The 19642-nt window shown below is 72.8% G+C and carries 18 protein-coding genes and 1 riboswitch; of the genes, 5 read left to right on the forward strand and 13 right to left on the reverse strand.

Translation table 11 applies throughout. The annotated features are described in order from the left end of the window. Positions 1 to 3 precede the first annotated feature (3 nt). On the forward strand, positions 4 to 897 hold the full coding sequence (locus ACTHLI_RS13005) for a PfkB family carbohydrate kinase (RefSeq protein ID WP_440184369.1): 894 nt from the start codon (positions 4 to 6) through the stop codon (positions 895 to 897). On the opposite strand, the gene ribH is transcribed toward ACTHLI_RS13005, so the two are convergent. From ribH to ACTHLI_RS13045, 8 genes are all read right to left on the reverse strand, one after another. Beyond that, the gene (gene ribH, locus ACTHLI_RS13010) at positions 821 to 1345 is read right to left on the reverse strand and encodes a 6,7-dimethyl-8-ribityllumazine synthase (protein ID WP_440184372.1); all 525 of its coding nucleotides are present in this window, start codon (positions 1343 to 1345) and stop codon (positions 821 to 823) included. The genes ACTHLI_RS13005 and ribH overlap by 77 nt on opposite strands. Then, positions 1342 to 2616, reverse strand: coding sequence for a GTP cyclohydrolase II (gene ribA / locus ACTHLI_RS13015; RefSeq protein ID WP_440184375.1), 1275 nt, complete (start codon positions 2614 to 2616; stop codon positions 1342 to 1344). Before ribA ends, ribH begins: the two co-directional genes overlap by 4 nt. Beyond that, the gene (locus ACTHLI_RS13020; protein ID WP_440184378.1) at positions 2616 to 3230 is read right to left on the reverse strand and encodes a riboflavin synthase; all 615 of its coding nucleotides are present in this window, start codon (positions 3228 to 3230) and stop codon (positions 2616 to 2618) included. The genes ribA and ACTHLI_RS13020 overlap by 1 nt, the downstream gene beginning before the upstream one ends. Further along, positions 3231 to 4289 carry a bifunctional diaminohydroxyphosphoribosylaminopyrimidine deaminase/5-amino-6-(5-phosphoribosylamino)uracil reductase RibD gene (gene ribD, locus ACTHLI_RS13025; RefSeq protein WP_440184437.1) on the reverse strand — a complete coding sequence of 353 codons (1059 nt, stop codon included), beginning with the start codon at positions 4287 to 4289 and terminating at the stop codon, positions 3231 to 3233. A 126-nt stretch (positions 4290 to 4415) separates the two neighbouring features. Further along, positions 4416 to 4550: riboswitch (FMN riboswitch) on the reverse strand. A gap of 79 nt (positions 4551 to 4629) precedes the next feature. Continuing rightward, positions 4630 to 5736, reverse strand: coding sequence for an NAD(P)/FAD-dependent oxidoreductase (locus ACTHLI_RS13030; protein WP_440184381.1), 1107 nt, complete (start codon positions 5734 to 5736; stop codon positions 4630 to 4632). Between the two features lie 78 nt (positions 5737 to 5814). After that, entirely contained in the window at positions 5815 to 6822 is a 1008-nt protein-coding gene (gene trpS, locus ACTHLI_RS13035) for a tryptophan--tRNA ligase (RefSeq protein ID WP_440184383.1), read from the reverse strand. A 45-nt stretch (positions 6823 to 6867) separates the two neighbouring features. After that, on the reverse strand, positions 6868 to 7707 hold the full coding sequence (locus ACTHLI_RS13040) for an exodeoxyribonuclease III (RefSeq protein ID WP_440184385.1): 840 nt from the start codon (positions 7705 to 7707) through the stop codon (positions 6868 to 6870). A 30-nt stretch (positions 7708 to 7737) separates the two neighbouring features. Beyond that, positions 7738 to 8982, reverse strand: coding sequence for a YihY/virulence factor BrkB family protein (locus ACTHLI_RS13045; protein ID WP_440184388.1), 1245 nt, complete (start codon positions 8980 to 8982; stop codon positions 7738 to 7740). Positions 8983 to 9119: 137 nt separating this feature from the next. Between ACTHLI_RS13045 and ptsP the strand changes: the two genes are divergently transcribed. Beyond that, entirely contained in the window at positions 9120 to 10784 is a 1665-nt protein-coding gene (ptsP, locus tag ACTHLI_RS13050) for a phosphoenolpyruvate--protein phosphotransferase (protein ID WP_440184391.1), read from the forward strand. Between the two features lie 82 nt (positions 10785 to 10866). On the opposite strand, the gene ACTHLI_RS13055 is transcribed toward ptsP, so the two are convergent. The 5 genes from ACTHLI_RS13055 to sdhC all read right to left on the reverse strand — a co-directional run bounded on the left by ACTHLI_RS13055 (position 10867) and on the right by sdhC (position 16485). Further along, positions 10867 to 12753: a hypothetical protein gene (locus ACTHLI_RS13055; RefSeq protein ID WP_440184394.1), complete on the reverse strand. Its 1887-nt coding sequence runs from the start codon at positions 12751 to 12753 to the stop codon at positions 10867 to 10869. Between the two features lie 123 nt (positions 12754 to 12876). After that, entirely contained in the window at positions 12877 to 13638 is a 762-nt protein-coding gene (locus ACTHLI_RS13060) for a succinate dehydrogenase iron-sulfur subunit (protein WP_440184440.1), read from the reverse strand. A gap of 38 nt (positions 13639 to 13676) precedes the next feature. After that, entirely contained in the window at positions 13677 to 15497 is a 1821-nt protein-coding gene (gene sdhA, locus ACTHLI_RS13065; RefSeq protein ID WP_440184442.1) for a succinate dehydrogenase flavoprotein subunit, read from the reverse strand. Positions 15498 to 15613: 116 nt separating this feature from the next. After that, the gene (locus ACTHLI_RS13070) at positions 15614 to 16057 is read right to left on the reverse strand and encodes a succinate dehydrogenase hydrophobic membrane anchor subunit (protein ID WP_440184397.1); all 444 of its coding nucleotides are present in this window, start codon (positions 16055 to 16057) and stop codon (positions 15614 to 15616) included. After that, the gene (gene sdhC, locus ACTHLI_RS13075; protein ID WP_440184400.1) at positions 16057 to 16485 is read right to left on the reverse strand and encodes a succinate dehydrogenase, cytochrome b556 subunit; all 429 of its coding nucleotides are present in this window, start codon (positions 16483 to 16485) and stop codon (positions 16057 to 16059) included. Before sdhC ends, ACTHLI_RS13070 begins: the two co-directional genes overlap by 1 nt. 198 nt (positions 16486 to 16683) lie before the next feature. On the opposite strand from sdhC, the gene ACTHLI_RS13080 reads away from it, so the two are divergent. The 3 genes from ACTHLI_RS13080 (at position 16684) to ACTHLI_RS13090 (ending at position 19611) form a co-directional block, all read left to right on the forward strand. Next, complete coding sequence (locus ACTHLI_RS13080) at positions 16684 to 17835, forward strand: mannose-1-phosphate guanylyltransferase (protein ID WP_440184403.1); 1152 nt, start codon at positions 16684 to 16686, stop codon at positions 17833 to 17835. 111 nt (positions 17836 to 17946) lie between these two features. Continuing rightward, positions 17947 to 18363 (forward strand): cytidine deaminase, encoded by a 417-nt coding sequence (locus ACTHLI_RS13085; protein WP_440184405.1) that lies wholly within the window; start codon positions 17947 to 17949, stop codon positions 18361 to 18363. A 162-nt stretch (positions 18364 to 18525) separates the two neighbouring features. Continuing rightward, positions 18526 to 19611 (forward strand): BMP family lipoprotein, encoded by a 1086-nt coding sequence (locus ACTHLI_RS13090; protein ID WP_440184408.1) that lies wholly within the window; start codon positions 18526 to 18528, stop codon positions 19609 to 19611. The last annotated feature ends 31 nt before the right edge of the window (positions 19612 to 19642 follow it).

Here is a 19642-nt window from a genome sequence, read left to right on the forward strand (position 1 = left end):
CCCGTGGCGGACGTCTGGGTGCTGGGATCGTTGAACGTCGACGTGGTCGTGCGGGTGCAGCGGCATCCCGAGCCCGGTGAGACGCTGATCGGCGGCGATCCCGTGACGGCGTTCGGCGGCAAGGGCGCGAACCAGGCGGTGGCGGCCGCGGTGGCCGGTGCGCGGGTCCGCATGATCGGTGCCGTCGGCGACGACGCGGAGGGACGCGCCTACCGCGAGCGGCTCGCGGCGTTCGGGATCGACGTGACCGCCCTGCGCACGGTGTCGGGGCCGACCGGGCGCGCGTTCATCGCGGTCGCGGACGACGGCGAGAACACCATCATCGTCTCGCCGGGCGCGAACGCGGCCGTCGGGGAGGCCGACCTGGCGGTGCTCGACGGCATCGCCGCGGGGGACCTGCTGCTGCTGCAGCTCGAGGTCGACCTGGGCGTCGTCGGCGCCGCGGTGCGTCGCGCGGTCGCGGCCGGGGCCCGGGTGGTGCTGAACGTCGCGCCCTACGCGGATCTGCCTGCGGAGGTGCTCGCCGGCGCCGATCCGGTGGTGGCGAACGAGACGGAGGGGGAGCTGCTGGCCGCGGCGGGTGGCCGTCCCGCGTCGCTGCTCGTGACCCGCGGCGAGCACGGCTCGAGCTGGGGCGAGCTCACCGCACCCGCGGACCGCGTCGACCGCGTCGTGGACACGACCGGGGCGGGCGACACCTACTGCGGCGCGCTGGCCGCGGCACTGGCGGCCGGGCTCGACCGGGCGGCGGCGATGCGGGCGGCCGCCGGGGCGGCGGCGCGCTCCGTCGAGCACGAGGGCGCGCAGCCCTCCCCGCCGCTTAACCGGGAATGGCGCTCGCCCACATCCGTGAAGCGGGGGGGGGTCCGGTGGCGGAGCGGATCGCGCGAAGGGTGAGCGCCGTCCGCAGCGCGGCCTCCGCCGCCTCCGCACCCTTGTCCTCCTTCGAGCCCGGGAGGCCCGCCCGGTCGAGACCCTGCTGCTCGTCGTCGAGGGTGAGCACGCCGAACCCGACCGGCTTGCCGGTGTCGAGCGCGACGCGCGTGAGCCCGTCCGTCGCCGCACTCGAGACGTACTCGAAGTGCGGGGTGCCGCCGCGGATGATGACGCCGAGCGCCACCGCCGCGTCCGCACCGGCCTCGAGCGCCGCCTTCGCGACGACCGGCAGCTCGAAGCTGCCGGGGACCGGGTGCTCGATCGTGGTCGCGCCGGACTCGGCGAGCACGCGGCGGGCGCCCGCGAGCAGGCCCTCCGCGATCTCCCGGTGCCAGGTGCCGTGCACGATCGCGACCGTCAGCCCCGTGCCGTCGATGCGCTGCCCGCTCGGCCTTCCCTCGCCGCTCATCCGGCCCTCCGCTCCGTGTCGCCGACCGCCCTCTGGCGGTCGATCAGGTGCCCCATCCGCTCGCGCTTCGTGTCGAGGTAGCCCTGGTTCGCGGCGCCGACGCCCACGACCAGCGCCTCCCGCCGGGCGACCCGGACCCCGTGCGCCTCCAGCTGCGCGATCTTGTCGGGGTTGTTCGTCAACAGGCGCAGCCGGTCGAACCCGAGATCCGCGAGGATCGCGGCCGCCGCGCCGTACTCGCGCGCATCGACGGGCAGCCCCAGCGCGAGGTTCGCGTCGAGGGTGTCGAGCCCGTCCTCCTGCAGCCTGTAGGCCCGGAGCTTGTCGATGAGCCCGATGCCGCGCCCCTCCTGCCCACGGAGGTAGACGACCGCGCCGCCCTCGCGCTGCACCCGATCCAGCGCCGCGTCGAGCTGCGGGCCGCACTCGCACTGCACCGACCCGAACGCCTCACCCGTGAGGCACTCCGAGTGGACCCGCACGAGCGGCGGTGTCGTGCCGTCCCCGTCCGCGACGAGCGCGAGGTGCTCGTCGCCGGTCAGCAGGTCGCGGTACGCCCGCGTCCGGAACACGCCGTGCGCGGTCCGGAGGTTCGTCTCCACCTCGAACCGGACCCGCGGCGCGACGCCAGGGGTGGTGATGCCCGCGCTCGCGCAGGCGTCCGGGTGGGCGTCGAGGTGCTCGCGGATCGCCGCGACGGTCGTGACGAGGACCCCCTCCCGCCGCCCGAGCTCGAGCAGGCCAGGGAGCCGGGTCATGGTGCCGTCGGGGGACGCGATCTCGCAGATCGCGGCGACCGGCGGCAGGCCGGCGAGCTTCATGAGGTCGACGGCGGCCTCGGTGTGACCGCCGCGCTGCCGCACGCCGCCGTCCACCGCGCGGAGCGGCAGCACGTGGCCCGGCCTGGTGACGACCGCGGGGGTCGCGTCCGGCTCGGCGAGCACGTTCAGGGTGTGCGCCCGGTCGGCCGCGCTGATCCCGGTCGCGATGCGGTCGGCGGCGTCGACGCTGACCGTGTAGGCGGTGCCGCGCGGGTCCTGGTTGTCCCGCACCATGAGCGGCAGCTCGAGCCGATCCGCGATCGCGTTCGTCATCGGGGCGCAGATGAACCCGGAGGAGTGGTTCACGATCCACGCGATCGACTCCGGCGTCGCGTGCACCGCCGCGACGATCGCGTCGCCCTCGTTCTCGCGGCCCTCGTCGTCCGCGACGATGACGACCCGGCCGTCGCGCAGCGCGGCGACGACCTCCTCCACCGGTGCCAGCGGCATCACGCCACCCCTTCCTTCGCCGGCGCGAGCGCCAGCATGCGCGCGACGTGGCGGGCGAGCACGTCCGTCTCGAGGTTGGCCCGGGCGCCGACGCCCATCCCGCCGAGCGTCGTCGCGGTCAGCGTCTCCGGGATCAGGCTCACCTCGAACCAGGTGTCGCCGACCGCCGAGACCGTGAGCGAGGTGCCGGCGACCGCGATCGAGCCCTTGTCGACGACGAGCGGGGCGAGGTCGGCGGGCAGCGAGAACCGCAGGACGCGCCAGGAGCCCTCGTCGCGCACCTCGAGCACCTCGCCGACGCCGTCGACGTGCCCCTGCACGATGTGGCCGCCGAGCCGGTCGCCGACCCGAGCGGCGCGCTCGAGGTTCACCTCGTCCCCCTCGTGGAGGTCGCCGACCGCGGTCACCGCGAGGGTCTGCCCCATCACGTCCGCGGTGAAGCGCCCGTCGCCGAACGCGACGACGGTGAGGCAGACGCCGCTCACGGCGATCGAGTCGCCGTGATGCACGTCCTCCGTGGTGACGGGCGCGTCGATCGTCAGACGGGCGCCGCCGTCGGCGGTTCGCTCCCAGCCGGTGATGCGGCCGCGTTCCTCGATGATCCCGGTGAACATCTAGTCCCCCTCCGTGGGTCGGGTCGAAGGTGTACCTGGATCCGGGGAGGTGTGCAGCCCCCCGGATCCAGGAGCGCCTTCGGGACGGGCGACGACGAGGAGGTCGTCGCCGAGTCGATGCACCTCACGGAGCGCCAGCCGGCGCTGCGCGGCGATGGTGGGGACGCCGATGTCCCCGGTCGCGAGCCGGTCGCCGCCGAGCAGGGTCGGCGCGAGGTACACGAGCACCTCGTCGACGAGGCCGGCGGCGAGGAAGGCCGAGACGACGGTCGGGCCCCCCTCCACGAACACGCTCGACGCCCCGGCGTCCGCGACAGCCGCGACCGCGGCGCGCGGATCGCGGGACGGGACGCGGAGGACCGGACGCGGGTGATCGTGCAGCGCCGCGCCCGGCGCGAGGTCCCTGAGCCCGAGGACGACGGGGATCGGCTGGTGCGGCAGGAGGCGCTCGCCGTCCCTGGCGGTGAGCGCCGGGTCGTCCGCGAGCGCCGTGCCGGTGCCGACCAGGATCGCGCCGTGCGCCGCCCGTCGCCGGTGCGCATCCGCACGCGCCTCGGCCCCGGTGATCCAGCGGCTCGTGCCGTCCGCGGCGGCGATGCGGCCGTCGAGACTCGCCGCCCACTTCGCGGTCACCCACGGGCGCCCGAGGCGGAGGGAGGCCGACCAGCGCTCGTTGAGCGCCTCCGCCTCGTCGGCCAGCACGCCCGCGTCCACGCGGACGCCTGCCGCGCGGAGGCGCGCGGCGCCGCCCGCGGCGAGGGGGTTCGGGTCGGGCTGCGCGAACACCACGCGGGCGACCCCGGCGTCGATCAGCGCGGTCGAGCACGGGCCGGTGCGCCCGGTGTGGTCGCACGGCTCGAGCGTGACGACGGCCGTGGCGCCGACTGCGGCGCCGGGCGGCACGCGGCTGAGCGCGTCCGCCTCGGCGTGCGGCGAGCCGGCCCCGCGGTGCACGCCCTCGGCGAGGAGCGACCCGTCCGGTCCGAGCAGCACGCAGCCGACCTGCGGGTTGAGACCGCCCGCGGGGCCCGTCGCGGCCAGCTCGAGCGCGCGCCGCATGGCGCGCACGACGTGCGCGTCCGTGCCCGGCGCTGCCGTCTCCGCGGTGACCACGTGTCCCTGTCCTCGTCCGGGTGCTCCGGGGGTCGCGGGACGTCGCCGCGGGGCGGCCGCGCGCGGACCACCCTCGTGCTTCTCCCATCCAGACTGTGACTGTCGGTTCCGGAGTTCCACCGGATCGGCCCGCACCGCCCTCGCGGGCGGAACGGGTTCGCGGACTTTGACCGCCGGTTCGGACTTCCACCGACCCCGGAGCACGTTGTTGCTTGGGCGGATCATACCGCCGGTGCGGGCTCCTCTCGGGCCCGGGCGCAGGGGTCGCTCCTCCGGAGCCTCCTCGTCAGGAGGAGAACCGTGCGGGGGACAGCGCCTCCTGGACGCCCTCGAGCCCCGCGACGGCGTGGGGTGCGCCGAGGAGGTCGGCCGCGACGAGCTGCGCGAGGGCCGCCGAGGTCTGGATGCCGTAGCCGCCCTGCCCCGCGAGCCAGTAGAACCCGGGCGCCTCGTCGTCGAACCCGACGACGGGCACGGCGTCGCGGGCGAGGGTGCGCAGTCCGGTCCAGGTGGTCTGCGGCGCGGCCAGCCCGAGATCCGTGACCGCGTTCACCCGCTCGAGGATCGTCTCGACGACGTCGGGTCTCGGCTGCGCGTCCTCCGGTTCGCTCACCTCGTCCTCGAGCGCGCAGGCGAGCATCGCCTCCCCACGCGGCCGGAAGTAGAAGCGATCGGCGACGTCGGACGCCATCGGCCACGTCGGGTCGATGGGGCGGGCCGAGCGCGCGACGGCGACGGTCCGTCGCTTGGGCGTCAGCCCGCGCGGTCGCACGCCTGCGGTGCGCGCCACCGCGTCCACCCAGGCGCCCGCCGCGTCGACGATCACGGGTGCTTCGACGGTGTCGGACCCCGCGGTGAGCCGCCAGACGTCGCCGACCCGCTGGGCCGCGGTGACCTGCGCGTCGGTGCGCACGACCGCGCCGGCCTCCACCGCGTCTGACAGGTACCAGGAGAGCAGCACCGGGACGTCGACCTCGACGGCGCTCATGTCGATGCCCGCGTCGACGAGCGGCTCCCGACGGAGGGCCGGGAGCCGGCGCACGGCTTCGTCCGCCCCGATCCGTGCGAGGCCGGGCACGGTGGCGAGCAGGTCCTCGAAGTGCGAAGGGCCCTCGTCGTAGTGCAGCCAGAGCAGCGGGCGGGGCGTGTACACGGAGGCGCCCGCGCGCTCGGCCCGGCGGTCGACCATCGGGATCGACGCGGTGGTGAGCGCGCGCACGGGCGCCGGACCGTAGGTCGGCTGCATCTGCTCGGCGGAGCGGCTCGAGGTGTGGTGGAACAGCCGCGACTCCGCCTCGAGCACGACGACGGAGGCGCGGCCCCCGATCGCCGCGGCGAGCGACAGCCCGGCGATGCCGCCGCCGATGATCGCGATGTCGGCCGTGGAGGTCATGTGCTCAGCGCTCGCAATCCTCGTCGTTCAGGAGTTTCTCGCGCGGGGGGCCCGGATCTCCTGAACGACGAAACGGGGTCAGAGGGACGGGTAGAGGCCGACCTTCTCGTGGATCTCGGCGAGCTTCGCGGCGGCGAGCCCATGGGCGCGTTCCGCGCTGCGCGTCAGGATCCGGTCGACCTCGGCCGGGTCGGCCTGCAGCTCGAGCGTGCGCTCCCGGATGGGCGCGAACGCGGCGACGACCGCGTCGGCGACGTCGCGCTTGAAGTCGCCGTAGCCGCGGCCCTCGTACTCCGCCTCGAGCGCCGCGATCGGCTCGCCGCGGAACGCGGACAGGATCGCCAGGAGGTTGGAGACCCCGGGCTTCTCGCCGCGGTCGAACCGCACCTCCCTGCCGGTGTCGGTCACGGCGGATCGGATCTTCTTCGCGATCGCCGTCGGCTCGTCGAGCATCCAGACGATGCCGGAGTCGGTCGCCGCGGACTTGCTCATCTTCGCGGTGGGCGTCTGCAGGTCGTAGATCCGCGCGGTCTCCTTCTGGATCTGCGGCTGCGGCACGGTGAACGTGCGCCCGAAGCGGCTGTTGAACCGCTGCGCGAGGTCGCGGGCGAGCTCGACGTGCTGCTTCTGGTCGTCGCCGACGGGCACGAACTCGGCGTCGTACAGGAGGATGTCCGCGGCCATCAGCACCGGGTAAGTGAACAGGCCGACGCTCGCCGCGTCCGCGCCCTGCCGCGCCGACTTGTCCTTGAACTGCGTCATCCGGCCCGCCTCGCCGAACCCCGTGATCCCGTTCAGGATCCACGCGAGCTGCGCGTGGGCGGGCACCTGCGACTGCACGAACATCGTGGAGCGCTCCGGGTCGATCCCGGCGGCAATGTACTGCACGGCGAGCGTGCGGGTCGCGTCGCGGAGCGCCTTGGGGTCCTGCGGCACGGTGATCGCGTGCAGGTCGACGATGCAGAAGATCGCGTCGAAGTCGTCCTGCATCGCCTTCCACTGCAGCAGGGCGCCGATGTAGTTGCCGATGTGGAGGGAGTCGGCGGAGGGCTGGATGCCGGAGAAGATCCGGGGCTTGTCGCTCATTGGGCGCTTTCGTCGGAGATCAGGGGATGCGGGAGGGGGCGGCGTTCAGCCGATGCGGTAGTCGACGACCACGGGCGTGTGGTCCGACCATCGCTCGTCCCGGGTCGCCGCCCGGTCCACCGTGCACGCGACGACCCGCTCGGCGAGCCCAGGCGAGGCGAGGTGGTAGTCGATGCGCCACCCCGCGTCGTTCGCGAAGGTCTGGCCGCGCCACGACCACCAGGTGTACGGCCCGGCGACCTCGCCGGCGGCGCGCCGCCCGACGTCGACCCAGCCGAGCCCGGCGCCCGCGTTGTAGTCCGCCTCGCCCTCGGCGCCGACGAACCGGTCCCAGTAGGCCCGCTCCTCCGGGAGGAAGCCCGCGTTCTTCAGGTTGCCCTTCCAGTTCTTGATGTCGAGCGTGCGGTGGGCGACGTTCAGGTCGCCGACGATGACCGCGAGCGGGTTGTGCGCGACGAGCTCCGGCATCCGCGCCTCCATGCTCGTGAGGAAGCGGTACTTGTCGTCCTGCTTCGGGGTGCCCGCCTCGCCTGAGTGGACGTAGGCGGACACGACGGTCAGGATCTCGTCCCCGACGGCGTAGTCGGCCTCGAGCCACCGGCCCGCGGTGTCGAACTCCTCGTCCCCGATGGTGACGCGGTGGATGTCCGCCTTGCCCCTCGACGCGATGGCGACGCCCGCGCGGCCCTTCGCCGTCGCGGCGTCGTGCAGCACGTTCCACTCCGGGCCGAGCAGCTGCTCCAGGTCGTCGGTGGAGGCGCGCACCTCCTGCAGCGCCAGGATGTCGACCCCGCGTCCGTCGAGCCACGCGCCCATGCCCTTGCGGAAGGCGGCACGGACGCCGTTGACGTTCACCGTCGCGAGTCGCAAGGTCTGCTGCGCCATGCCGTCCAGCCTAGGCGGGCCGCCACCCGGTCAATCCGCCGCCCGCTGCACCTGGCGCTCGTCGGGGTCCGGGTCGCCGGTGCGGCGCTGGGCCCGCCGGTACTCGGAGGTCGACGGCACCTCCTCGCGCCGCCGCGCCTCCGCCCGCACCTCGCGCTGCAGCTCCCGGGAGAGCCGCCACCGGGCGAGTCCTCGCGCGGCGCGCAGCCGGTCCTCGAGCGCGTCCCGGTTCGCGCGGGCGACGAGCCGCCGCGCGGCCTCGAGGCGGGCAGCCTCGTCCTGCTCGCGCTCCGCCGTGGTCAGCGACGAGGCGTCGACCCCGGCGTCGAGCATGCCGACAGCGACCCAGGCCGCGGCCAGCAGGATGAGCTGGCACACGAGGTTGAAGAACACGAGCAGCCCCACCAGGACCGCGAACCCCTTGATGACGGGGTTGTTCGTCCCGAAGTGCAGGAGGGTGGAGGCGAGCGTCTGCAGCACCGCGAGCGCCGCGCCGCCGATGGTGGCGCCCGCCCACAGCCTCCGGTGCGGCACCGGGATGCCGGACAGGATCCGGAACGCGGCCGCGAGGAGCACGGAGTCGATCGCCGCGAGCAGCACGAGCGCGACGGCCGCGGTGGCGACCTGCTGCGCGAGCCCGGCCTGGGGCAGCCCGAGCAGCCCGAGCACGAGGCCAAGGGCGGCGTTGCTGGCGACCGTGATCGCGGCGGTGAGCAGCACGACGGCCCCGAACGCGATCGTGTAGGCCAGGTCGCGGAGCTTCAGGAGGTAAAAGTTCCCCTGCTCGTTGGGCAGTCCGAACATGATCCGGATCGCCGTGCGCAGCGTGCCGAGGAAGCCGACGGCGGTCCACAGCACGACCAGGAGCGAGATCGCGCTGGACCACGACAGGGTGGCGTTCTGGAGCAGCGATCCGCTGTCGACCGCCCCGTTCACGCCGTGGTAGCCGATCAGCCCGGGCAGGAACCGGTTGATCGAGCCGAACACCTCCGACTGCAGCACGGCGTTCCCCTGGAGCGCGAACCCGAGCAGCGCGAAGCCGAGCCAGAGCGCTCCTGCGAGCGCGAAGAACGCCTGGTAGGTCATCCCGGAGGCGATCAGCGGCCCGTTGTCGCCCGCGTAGTGGAGGAAGACCCGGACGGGACGCAGCGCGAGGATCCGTTCGATGAGTCCGGCGATCCCGGTCTGCGGCCGCGGTGCGTCGGGGCGCGCACCCGAGGCGCGCACCGGAGCGCTCTCGTCTCGGACGCCCTGATCCTCGCCGGCGTCGCTCACGGCGGGACGATACCGAGCGTCCGCTGAGCGGCGGGTGGGAGCCGGGTGCGCACGGGTGGCCGTCTCGAGGTTGTCCTCGACAACCCCGGTCCTACACTGATCGACTGTCCGACAGGGCCACGGCGAAGGAGACGGGCATGCGGTTGAACGGGATCGGCGTCGGCAGGGCGCTCGCGACGGGCCCGATCCGGCGCATGCCGGACCCGCTGCCCGAACCTCCTGAGGCGGAGACGCCCGCGGACAAGGACGCGGAGGTCGCCCGCACCAGGAGCGCGCTCCAGCAGGTCGCCGCGGAGCTCACGGAGCGGGGCGCCAGAGCGGGCGGCGACGCGAAGAACGTGCTCGACGCGCAGGCGCTGATGGCGGAGGACCCGACGCTGGTCGACGACGTGATCGCCAGGATCGGCAACGGCCGCACCGGGCCGCGCGCGGTGCACGAGGCCTTCCTCGAGTTCCAGGTCATGCTGGTGGGGCTCGGTGGCTACATGGCGGAGCGCGCCGCCGACCTCGGCGACGTCGCGCAGCGGGTCATCGCCCGGCTCACCGGCGTCCCGGCGCCCGGCGTGCCGGACTCCGACGTGCCGTTCGTGCTCGTCGCCCGCGACCTCGCTCCGGCGGACACGGCGCTGCTCGACCTCGACAAGGTCCTCGCGCTGATCACGCGCGACGGCGGTCCGACGTCGCACACCGCGATCCTCGCCAGGGCCCGCTCCATCCCTGCGATCGTGGGCGTCAGCGACGCCGACACGCTGCGCGACGGCCAGACCGTGGTCGTCGACGCGGGCGCGGGCACGGTCGAGGTCGACCCGTCGGAGGAGACCGTCGCTGCCGCGCTCCGCACGATCGAGGAGCGCAAGGCTGCGGCGAACGCGCCGATCACCCCGGGCGCGCTCGCCGACGGCACGAAGGTGCAGCTGCTCGCCAACATCGGCGGCGCGAAGGACGCGGCGAAGGCCGTCGAGCTCGGCGCGGAGGGCGTGGGCCTGTTCCGCACCGAGTTCCTGTTCCTCGACTCGAAGTCGGCGCCGACCGTGCAGCAGCAGAAGGAGCAGTACGCCGCGGTCCTGAAGGCGTTCCCGGGCAAGAAGGTGGTCGTGCGCGCGCTCGACGCCGGTGCGGACAAGCCCCTGTCGTTCCTCAACGACAGCGAGGAGGAGAACCCGGCCCTCGGCCTCCGGGGGCTGCGGGTGCTCCGCGTGCACGAGGACATCCTCCGGGAGCAGCTCACCGCACTCGCCGAGGCGGCGGCCGAGACCGAGGCGGACCTCTGGGTGATGGCGCCGATGGTGTCCGAGCCGGAGGAGTCCGAGTACTTCACCGCGCTCGCACGCGAGCTCGGCATCGCGACCCCCGGCGTGATGGTGGAGGTGCCGTCCGCCGCGCTGCTCGCCTCGCAGATCCTGGAGTCGGCCGACTTCGTGTCCATCGGCACGAACGACCTGACCCAGTACACGCTCGCCGCGGACCGGCTGCTCGGCACCGTGGCGACGTTCCAGGACCCCTGGCACCCGGCGGTGCTCAGGCTGGTGGCGGAGGTCGGCAGGGCCGGCGCCGCCGCGGGCAAGAGCGTCGGTATCTGCGGGGAGGCCGCGGCGGATCCCGCGCTCGCCGTCGTGCTCGTCGGGCTGGGCGCCAAGAGCCTCTCGATGACGCCCGCGGCGCTCGCGGACGTGCGGGCGGAGCTGCTCCCGGTGACGCTCGACGAGGCGAAGGCCCGCGCGGCCGCCGCGCTCAAGGCGCCGAGCGCCGCCGCCGCACGGGCCGCGGCCGCCGCGGCGGCGAAGGTCCCCGCCTCCGCCTGACCCCCCTCTTTGCTCACGCTTCTGGACGCGCGATCGCCGATCGCGCGTCCAGAAGCGTGAGCAAAACCCGTGGGGAAGCGGGTCAGCGGGCGGTGACCGGGACGAGCACGCCGATGTGGTTCGGCTTGGACCGGTTCGGGTCGTGCGCACCCAGGTACACCCCGGCGGGGAGCCCCTCGCCCGCGGCGGAGTCGGCGACCGTGGCCATCCCCTCGCCCTCGCCGCCCCAGTACAGGTCGGCGGAGGGGGTCGCGGCCGCGGGGAGGAGCGCGTCCGTGGTGGGGTCGTACTTCTCGATGTGGTTGACCCGGCGACCCGGGATGCTCGTGTAGATCCAGAGCTGGCCGCCGACGAGGTCGATGCCCTGTGGCACGCCCGTGATCGCGATCGGCGTCGTGGAGATGATCGTCCCGGCCGGCACCGGGCCGTCGGTGAGGGCGACGGTGCTGACGGCGTAGTGGCCGGTCGCGCCGGAGAACACGAGCAGCCGGCCGGCGGCGTCGTCGACCGCGACCATCGCGTTGTCGCCGAGCGTCGAGGAGTAGTCGTACGTCGCGCGGATCGCCGCCGACGGGTCGGTCTGCGGCTGCGCGGTCCACTGCGGGTCGAGCGGGTCGATGACCACCACCTTCGACGGGGTGGTCGCGCCTCCCGTCGCCGCGTAGAGCATGCCGGTCGTGGCGGAGTAGGCGAGCTCGGCCATGTGCGGGATCGGGAGGGGGCCGAGGGATGCCGTCCGCTTGCCCGTGCGGTCGTAGACGTCGAGCCGGGTCTGCCCGTTCCCGATGTCGTAGCCGACGACGAAGTGACCGTCCCGGATCGCGAGGCCCTGCTGGTTGCCCGCCGCGACGGTGATGAGGTTCCGGACCGTGTACGGGAGGTGCGACGTGGAGACCCGGAGGGTCGTCGACGCCGTCCGTGCGGCCCCCTGGGGCCCCTTGAGGGTCAGGGTCGCGCGGTAGGTGCCCGGCACGATCCTCCCGCCGACCCGGCCGTTCCAGGTGAAGGACCGCTTCCTGCCGTCCCGGACGCTCCACCGCGCCGCGACCGTGCGCCCCTTCGTCACCGTGAGCGTGCCGGAGACCCTCGCGGGCGAGCCGGCGGACGCGGTGCCCGTCGTGGTGAGCACGACCGAGTCGAGGCGTCCGTCGACGACGGGCTCCACCGTGCCGGAGGACCGCGTGACCGCGAGCCGGCCGACCCCCGTCGGGGCCAGCGTGATCGTGGTGGTGCGGACGGCCTTCGGCCCGGTCGGCCCGGTGACGGTGGCGTGGACCACCGCGGGACCGAGGGGGAGCGAGGTGATCGGCAGCACCGCGGCGCCCGCCCTCCCGAGCGAGCGCGTCACGTGGGCCCTCCCCGCGTCGATCCGGATCGACCCGGTGACGGGCACGACCGCGCCGGTCTCGTCCTTCGCGACGACCGTGATCGCGGCGGTGTCCAGGAGGCCGTCCCGGTACGGGTAGAGCGTGCGCTCGGCGGGGCGGACGGCCACGTGCACGGCCGCACCCGAGCCGACGGCGAACGTGCGGGAACGCGCGCTCACGGCGTGATCGGTGGTGCGCTCCGCCCGGATCCGCCAGGTGCCGCGGCTGAGCTTCGCCACCGGGATCGTGACGGCGCGGGACCAGTCCGTCGCGGAGGCCTCGAGGGGCACGGCGGTGGCGAGGTGCACCGTCGTCCGGCCGCGGACCGCGTCGACGGTGACGCGTCCCGGTGAACCGGAGCGGACCTGCGCGGTGGCGCGGTCGCGGAGGCCGTCGTGCGCGGGCAGCGTGAGCACGGTGCCCTTCGCGAGCACCACCGAGAGGCTCGACCCCGGGGCGACGGGGGAGGGGGAGCCCGAGCCGGGAGCCGCGGTGGCCGGAGCGACCGAGGCGAGCGCGGTCACCGCCGTCACGAGGCCGAGCGCGCCCGCCGCGACCGCGAGGCGGACGCGGCGTCGAGGGCGGGAGGAGTCGGGAGACACGGCCCCGTCACCGTACGGAGGGCAGGACGGTCCGACCCAGCCGCCACGCGGCGGGTCGGTGGGACGGTCATGCCCGCTGCAGGGCGCCGTCCACGTCCGCGACCCCGCGGTGCGGGGAAGTCGTCAGGCGATCTTGACCTTGTCGGGCCGCCGGATCGTCGCCGCCTTCACCTCGCTGATCGCCTTCGTGATCTGGATGCCGCGCGGGCACGCCTCCGAGCAGTTGAAGGTCGTGCGGCAGCGCCACACGCCCTCCTTGTCGTTGAGGATGTCGAGCCGCACCTCCGCCGCCTCGTCGCGCGAGTCGAAGATGAACCGGTGCGCGTTCACGATCGCGGCAGGCCCGAAGTACTGGCCGTCCGTCCAGAACACCGGGCACGACGACGTGCACGCCGCGCAGAGGATGCATTTGGTGGTGTCGTCGAAGCGCTCGCGGTCCGCGGCGGACTGCAGCCGCTCGCGGCCGTTCGGCGGGGGCGTCGAGGCCTGGAGGAAGGGCTGCACGGCGCGGTAGGAGGCGAAGAACGGCTCCATGTCGACGACGAGGTCCTTCTCGAGCGGCAGGCCCTTGATCGCCTCCACGTAGATGGGCTTCGAGGTGTCGAGGTCCTTCACGAGCGTCTTGCACGCGAGCCGGTTGCGCCCGTTGATGCGCATCGCGTCGGAGCCGCAGACCCCGTGCGCGCAGGAGCGGCGGAAGGTCAGCGAGCCGTCCTGCTCCCACTTGATCTTGTGCAACGCGTCCAGGATGCGGTCGGTCGGGAGGGTGTCCACGTCGTAGTCCACCCAGCGCGGCTCGGTGTCCACCTCCGGGTCGAACCGGCGGATGATGAGCGTGATCGTCGTGAAGCCCTCGGCGGGCCGGCGCTTCACCGCGGGGTTCATCACCGCGTCGGTGACACCGGGAAGGGTCGTGATCGTCATCAGTACTTCCGCTCCATCGGCTGGTAGCGCGTCACGACGACGGGCTTCCAGTCGAGCTTGATGTGGTCGGCGGCGTTCGACGAGTGCGGGTCGCCGGTGAGGTACGCCATCGTGTGCTTCATGTAGTTCGCGTCATCGCGCTTCGGGAAGTCGTCGCGCATGTGGCCGCCGCGGCTCTCCTTGCGGTTCCTGGCCGAGTAGACGACGACCTCCGCCAGGTCGAGCAGGAAGCCCAGCTCGATCGCCTCCAGCAGGTCGGTGTTGAACCGCTTGCCCTTGTCCTGGATGCCGATGTTCCGGTACCGCTCGCGCAGACCGTGGATCGTCTCCGTCACCTTCGCCAGGGATTCGTCCGTGCGGAACACCTGCGCGGACGCGTCCATGTTGTCCTGCAGCTCCTTGCGGAGGTCCGCGATGCGCTCGGTGCCGGTGGAGGTGCGCAGCTGCTCGACGAGGTCGCGGACGGCCTTCGCCGGGTCCTTCGGCAGCGGCACGAACCGCGCGGTCCGTGCGTAGTCGACCGCGTTGTTGCCCGCTCGCTTGCCGAACACGTTGATGTCGAGGAGCGAGTTGGTGCCGAGCCGGTTCGAGCCGTGCACGGACACGCACGCGCACTCGCCGGCCGCGTAGAGGCCGGGCACGACCGTGTCGTTGTCGGAGAGCACCTCCGCCTTCACGTTGGTCGGGATGCCGCCCATCGCGTAGTGGGCGGTCGGCATCACGGGCACCGGCTCGACGACCGGGTCGACGCCGAGGTAGGTGCGCGCGAACTCGGTGATGTCCGGGAGCTTCGTCTCGAGCACCTCCGCGCCCAGGTGGGTGCAGTCGAGGAGCACGTAGTCCTTGAGCGGACCCGCGCCGCGGCCCTCAGCGACCTCCTGCACCATGCAGCGGGACACGATGTCGCGCGGAGCGAGGTCCTTGATCGTCGGCGCGTAGCGCTCCATGAACCGCTCGCCCGAGGCGTTGCGGAGGATCGCGCCCTCGCCGCGGGCCCCCTCGGTGAGGAGGATGCCGAGCTTCGCGAGCCCGGTCGGGTGGAACTGGAAGAACTCCATGTCCTCGAGCGGCAGGCCCTTGCGCCAGATGATGCCGACGCCGTCACCGGTGAGCGTGTGGGCGTTCGACGTCGTCTTGTAGATCTTCCCGAAGCCGCCGGTCGCGAAGACGATCGACTTCGCCTGGAAGACGTGGATGCGGCCCGTCGCGAGCTCGTACGCGACGACGCCGGAGGGGCGGGAGACGATCCGCCCGTTCTCCTCCACGTCGGTCATCGCCAGGTCGAGCGCGTAGTACTCGTTGTAGAAGTCGATGCCGTGCTTGACGCAGTTCTGGTACAGCGTCTGCAGGATCATGTGGCCGGTGCGGTCGGCGGCGTAGCAGGCGCGGCGCACCGGGCTCTTGCCGTGGTCGGCGGTGTGGCCGCCGAACCGGCGCTGGTCGATCTTCCCCTCGGGGGTCCGGTTGAAGGGCAGGCCCATGTTCTCGAGGTCGATGACCGCGTCGATGGCCTCCTTCGCGAGGATCTCGGCGGCGTCCTGGTCGACGAGGTAGTCGCCGCCCTTGACGGTGTCGAAGGTGTGCCACTCCCAGCTGTCCTCCTCCACGTTCGCGAGCGCGGCGGCCATGCCGCCCTGCGCCGCGCCCGTGTGGGACCGCGTGGGGTAGAGCTTCGTGATGACGGCGGTCTTCGCCTTCGGGCCGGCCTCGATCGCGGCGCGCATGCCCGCGCCGCCCGCGCCGACGATGACGACGTCGTGCCGGTGGTAGAGGATCCCGTCGATCTCGCGCTCGTCGGGGCCGTCGTCCGTCCAGCCCATGGTCTCGGAGGCGCGCTTCGGTGGCGCGACAGCCTCCGCGGCGCGGTGCGCGATGCGCTCCGCGACGCGGCGGATCGGCCCGGTCGGGTTCTCCCTGCGGTCGTTCACGGACGCGTTCACCGGCCGAGCGCCTGGCAGAGCGAGGTGTCGAGCGTGCCGGGGGCCGCGTTCGGCGGGCAGGGGTCGAAGGTCGTGATCACCAGGGTTCCCAGGAGGATCAGGAGGGCGACCGCCACGAGGATGGCGCCCTTCAGGAGGCGGTTCGCGGTCGGGTTCGTCACGTAGTCGTTCGTGATGGTGCGCATGCCGTTGCCGCCGTGGATGAGGGCGAGCCACAGCATCAGGCCGTCCCAGACCTGCCAGAACGGGTTCGCCCACTTGCCGGCGATGAAGGCGAAGTCGATCTGCTTCACGCCCTGGCCGGCGACGAGGTTGATGAAGAGGTGGCCGAAGATCAGCACGACCAGCACGACGCCGGAGGCGCGCATGTAGATCCAGCCCCACTTCTCGAGGTTGCGGCGCGGCCGGGCGGCGCGGGGCGCGGGGAGCGTGGTCGCCATCAGCCCTGCACCTCGCTCACGATCGTGAGGAACTGGCGGGGCGCGAACCCGGCCATCACGATCACCCAGAGCGCGACGACGATCCAGAACATCGCCCGCTGGTGCTTGGTGCCGACGCTCCAGAAGTCGATGAGGATGATCCGCAGCCCGTTGAACGCGTGGAACACGATCGCGGCGACGAGCACCAGCTCGCCGAGCCCCATGATCGGGTTCTTGTACGTCGCGATGACCCCGTTGTAGGTCTGCGGGGAGAGCCGCACGAGCGCCGTGTCGAGCACGTGCACCAGCAGGAAGAAGAAGATCGCCACCCCGGTGATGCGGTGCAGCACCCAGGACCACATGCCCTCGTGGCCGCGGTACACGGTCCCTGCGAATGCTCTCGGCTTGGCGACGCGCTCCGTCGCGGGCGCCGGCCTCAGTGACACCATCGTTCCCCGCTGCCTCTCGTGGAAGTCCGAACGGCTCCGATCCTACGTGCGGCGCGGGGGCGCCCCCCGTGAGGAACGGGGGCGTGCTGCCTCCGAGCCGTTCCGTCCAAGACTACTCGCCGTTCCGCACTCCGGTACGCCCTGGATCGACGGGGCAGCCACCGGCTCCGCGATCAGCGGGCTGGTTACAGTGACGCCATGACCGACGGGACGATGCGCTGGGCCGGACGTGGCACGGAGCCGGAGGCGGTCGAGCGCTTCTACGCCGTGATCCCCGCAGGGGGGATCGGCTCACGGCTGTGGCCGCTGTCCCGCGCGGATGCGCCGAAGTTCCTCCACGACCTCACCGGGTCGGGGCAGACCCTGCTGAAGGAGACGTGGGACCGGCTCGCGCCGATCGCCGGCGACGGCCGCGTCATGGTGGTCTGCGGGCGCGCGCACCGCGCCGCGGTCGAGGAGCAGCTGCCGAAGCTCGAGGACCGGAACGTGGTGCTCGAGAGCGAGGGCAAGGACTCGTCCGCGGCCATCGGGCTCGCGGCGGCGATCCTCGAGCAGCGCGAGCCCGGGGTCATCATCGGGTCGTTCGCCGCGGATCACGTCATCGGCGACCAGCGCCGCTTCCGCCAGGCCGTGGTGGAGGCCGTCGCCGCGGCCGACGCGGGCTACATCGCGACGATCGGCATCCTCCCGACCGAGCCGGCGATCGGCTTCGGCTACATCGAGGGCGGCGAGCGGCTGCCGGTCGCCGGCACGACCGCGACCTACGCCGTGAGCCGCTTCGTCGAGAAGCCGGACCTGCCCACGGCGCGGGACTACGTCGAGTCCGGGCGCTACCTCTGGAACGCGGGCATGTTCATCGCCCGGGCCGACGTGCTGCTCGACGAGATGGCCAAGACGAAGCCGAAGCTGGTCGCCGGGCTCCGCCGCCTCGCGGCCGCATGGGACACCCCGGACCGCGGTGCCGTGGTCGACGAGGAGTGGCCGCGGCTCGAGAAGATCGCCATCGACTACTCGGTGGCCGAGCCCGCCGCCGCGGCGGGACGGCTCGCGGTCGTCGTGGGGGAGTTCCCCTGGGACGACGTGGGCGACTTCGCCTCCATCGCGAAGCTCCAGTCGGGCGGCCGGGGGAGCGACCTCGCGATCCTCGGCGAGCACGCGCGGGTCCTCGCCGACTCGTCGAGCGGCATCGTCGTCACCGACCGCGAGCGGCTGATCACCCTGATCGGTGTCGAGAACATCGTCGTGGTCGACACGGAGGACGCGCTGCTCGTGACGACGAGCGAGCACGCGCAGCGGGTCAAGAGCGTGGTCGACGCCCTGAAGCTCTCGGGCCGCACCGACGTCCTGTAGCCCGTTCATTTCGAAGGGGTTTCTGCCGCGCGGAGCGCCGCAGAAACCCCTTCGAAATGCACCGGCCTGCAAGTGGGGTGCGGCCGGCGGCGGAGGCGGGAGGATGGGCGCATGGCGGAGATCGACTGGGGCAGGTTGCGGGACGCGGCGCGTGCCGCCATGGAGCGGGCCTACGTGCCCTACTCCGGCTTCCCGGTCGGCGCGGCGGCGCTCGTCGACGACGGCCGCGTCGTCTCCGGCTGCAACATCGAGAACGCCTCATACGGGGTGACGCTCTGCGCCGAGTGCTCGATGGTGTCGGAGCTGATCATGACCGGAGGCGGTCTGCTCACGGCGTTCGCGTGCGTCGACGGCGACGGCCGGGTGCTCATGCCCTGCGGGCGCTGCCGCCAGCTGCTCGTCGAGCATGCCGCGCCCGGCATGCTCCTGGAGACGGTGTCCGGCCTCCGGACCATCGACCAGGTGCTGCCGGACGCGTTCGGGCCGCGCCAGCTGGTGGAGTACGCCGAGCGGCGACCGGAGGACTGACCGCCGCCGCACCCCCGCTTCCGTGGGTCTCGGATCGATAACCATCCGCTCGCGCGAGGGCACCGACCCGCGGCCGTAACACGTCGTCATCTACATTGACCGACAGCCCGCTGAGCATGCACCCGCTCCGCGGCAGCTCACCACCTGACGGAGGGTCTCTCTTTGCACTCGCTCACCAAGCGGATCGGGCTCGGCGCCGTGGCGGCGCTCGGCTCGGTCGCCCTGCTCACCGCCTGCGGAAGCGCGCCGAGCGCGACGACCAGCGCCACGACCTCGAGCTTCCTGCCCTGCGTGGTCGGCGACGTGGGCGGCTTCAACGACCACTCGTTCAACCAGCTCTCGCTCGAGGGCGTCCAGGCGGCCGCGAAGCAGATCGGCTCGTCCGTCCGCAAGGTGCAGTCGCAGAGCTCCACCGACTACGCGCCCGCGTTCTCGAGCCTCGTCGCGCAGCACTGCAACGCGATCGTCGCGGCGGGCTTCCAGTTCCCGGCGGCGCTCTCCGCGTCCGCGAAGGCGAACCCGAAGATCGACTACGTGATGATCGACGACAACTCGCTGAAGCTGCCGAACGTCAAGGACGTCGTCTTCCAGACGTCCGAGGCCGCCTTCCTCGGCGGGTACGCGGCCGCCGCTTACGCCGCGAGCGTGTCCAGCAGCCCGAAGGTCGCGACCTGGGGCGGCGCGAAGTACCCGACCGTCACCATCTACATGGACGGCATCGCCGACGGCGTCGCGTACTACAACCAGCAGAAGCACGCGAAGGTCGGCATGCTCGGCTGGGACGTCGCGAAGCAGAACGGCTCGTTCGTCGGCAACTTCACCGACCAGAACAAGGCGAAGCAGCTCACCTCCGGCTTCCTCGACCAGGGCGCGAACGTCGTGATCCCGGTCGCCGGCTCCCTGTACCAGGGCGCGGCGAAGGCGATCACCGGGTCGAACAGCAAGGCCGTCCTCGAGGGCGTCGACGCGGACATCTACCTGACCGACCCGAGCGTCAAGTCGCTGATGCTCACGTCGATCCTGAAGAAGGTCGACGTCGCCGCCCGCGACTCCGTCCTGCAGGCGGCGAAGGAGAAGACCTTCGACAACAGCACCTACATCGGCACGCTGAAGAACGGCGGCGTGGGCCTGTCGCCCTTCCACGACTTCACGTCGAAGGTGCCGTCGTCCCTGTCCGGCGAGCTGCAGACCATCCAGTCGGGCATCGAGAGCGGTTCGATCACGGTCGACTCGCCGTCGAAGTTCTAGCACCATCGGTACCGGGTCCGTCCTCCGCACA

Origin of the sequence: Amnibacterium sp. (assembly GCF_051956055.1) — a bacterium.
Classification (GTDB): domain Bacteria; phylum Actinomycetota; class Actinomycetes; order Actinomycetales; family Microbacteriaceae; genus Amnibacterium.

What these genes read in the sequence shown, in the direction of transcription:
- trpS (WP_440184383.1), bottom strand. Translation starts at nt 6,822, where the DNA reads ATGAGCGACAAGCCCCGGATCTTCTCCGGCATCCAGCCCTCCGCCGAC.
- ribD (WP_440184437.1), bottom strand. Translation starts at nt 4,289, where the DNA reads ATGCGGCGCGCGCTCGAGCTGGCCGCGACGGGCCCCGCGGGCGGTCTC.
- ribA (WP_440184375.1), bottom strand. Translation starts at nt 2,616, where the DNA reads ATGCCGCTGGCACCGGTGGAGGAGGTCGTCGCCGCGCTGCGCGACGGC.
- ACTHLI_RS13080 (WP_440184403.1), top strand. Translation starts at nt 16,684, where the DNA reads ATGACCGACGGGACGATGCGCTGGGCCGGACGTGGCACGGAGCCGGAG.
- ACTHLI_RS13060 (WP_440184440.1), bottom strand. Translation starts at nt 13,638, where the DNA reads ATGAACCCCGCGGTGAAGCGCCGGCCCGCCGAGGGCTTCACGACGATC.
- ptsP (WP_440184391.1), top strand. Translation starts at nt 9,120, where the DNA reads ATGCGGTTGAACGGGATCGGCGTCGGCAGGGCGCTCGCGACGGGCCCG.
- ACTHLI_RS13040 (WP_440184385.1), bottom strand. Translation starts at nt 7,707, where the DNA reads ATGGCGCAGCAGACCTTGCGACTCGCGACGGTGAACGTCAACGGCGTC.
- sdhC (WP_440184400.1), bottom strand. Translation starts at nt 16,485, where the DNA reads ATGGTGTCACTGAGGCCGGCGCCCGCGACGGAGCGCGTCGCCAAGCCG.
- ribH (WP_440184372.1), bottom strand. Translation starts at nt 1,345, where the DNA reads ATGAGCGGCGAGGGAAGGCCGAGCGGGCAGCGCATCGACGGCACGGGG.
- ACTHLI_RS13085 (WP_440184405.1), top strand. Translation starts at nt 17,947, where the DNA reads ATGGCGGAGATCGACTGGGGCAGGTTGCGGGACGCGGCGCGTGCCGCC.
- ACTHLI_RS13030 (WP_440184381.1), bottom strand. Translation starts at nt 5,736, where the DNA reads ATGACCTCCACGGCCGACATCGCGATCATCGGCGGCGGCATCGCCGGG.
- ACTHLI_RS13020 (WP_440184378.1), bottom strand. Translation starts at nt 3,230, where the DNA reads ATGTTCACCGGGATCATCGAGGAACGCGGCCGCATCACCGGCTGGGAG.
- sdhA (WP_440184442.1), bottom strand. Translation starts at nt 15,497, where the DNA reads ATGGGCTGGACGGACGACGGCCCCGACGAGCGCGAGATCGACGGGATC.
- ACTHLI_RS13070 (WP_440184397.1), bottom strand. Translation starts at nt 16,057, where the DNA reads ATGGCGACCACGCTCCCCGCGCCCCGCGCCGCCCGGCCGCGCCGCAAC.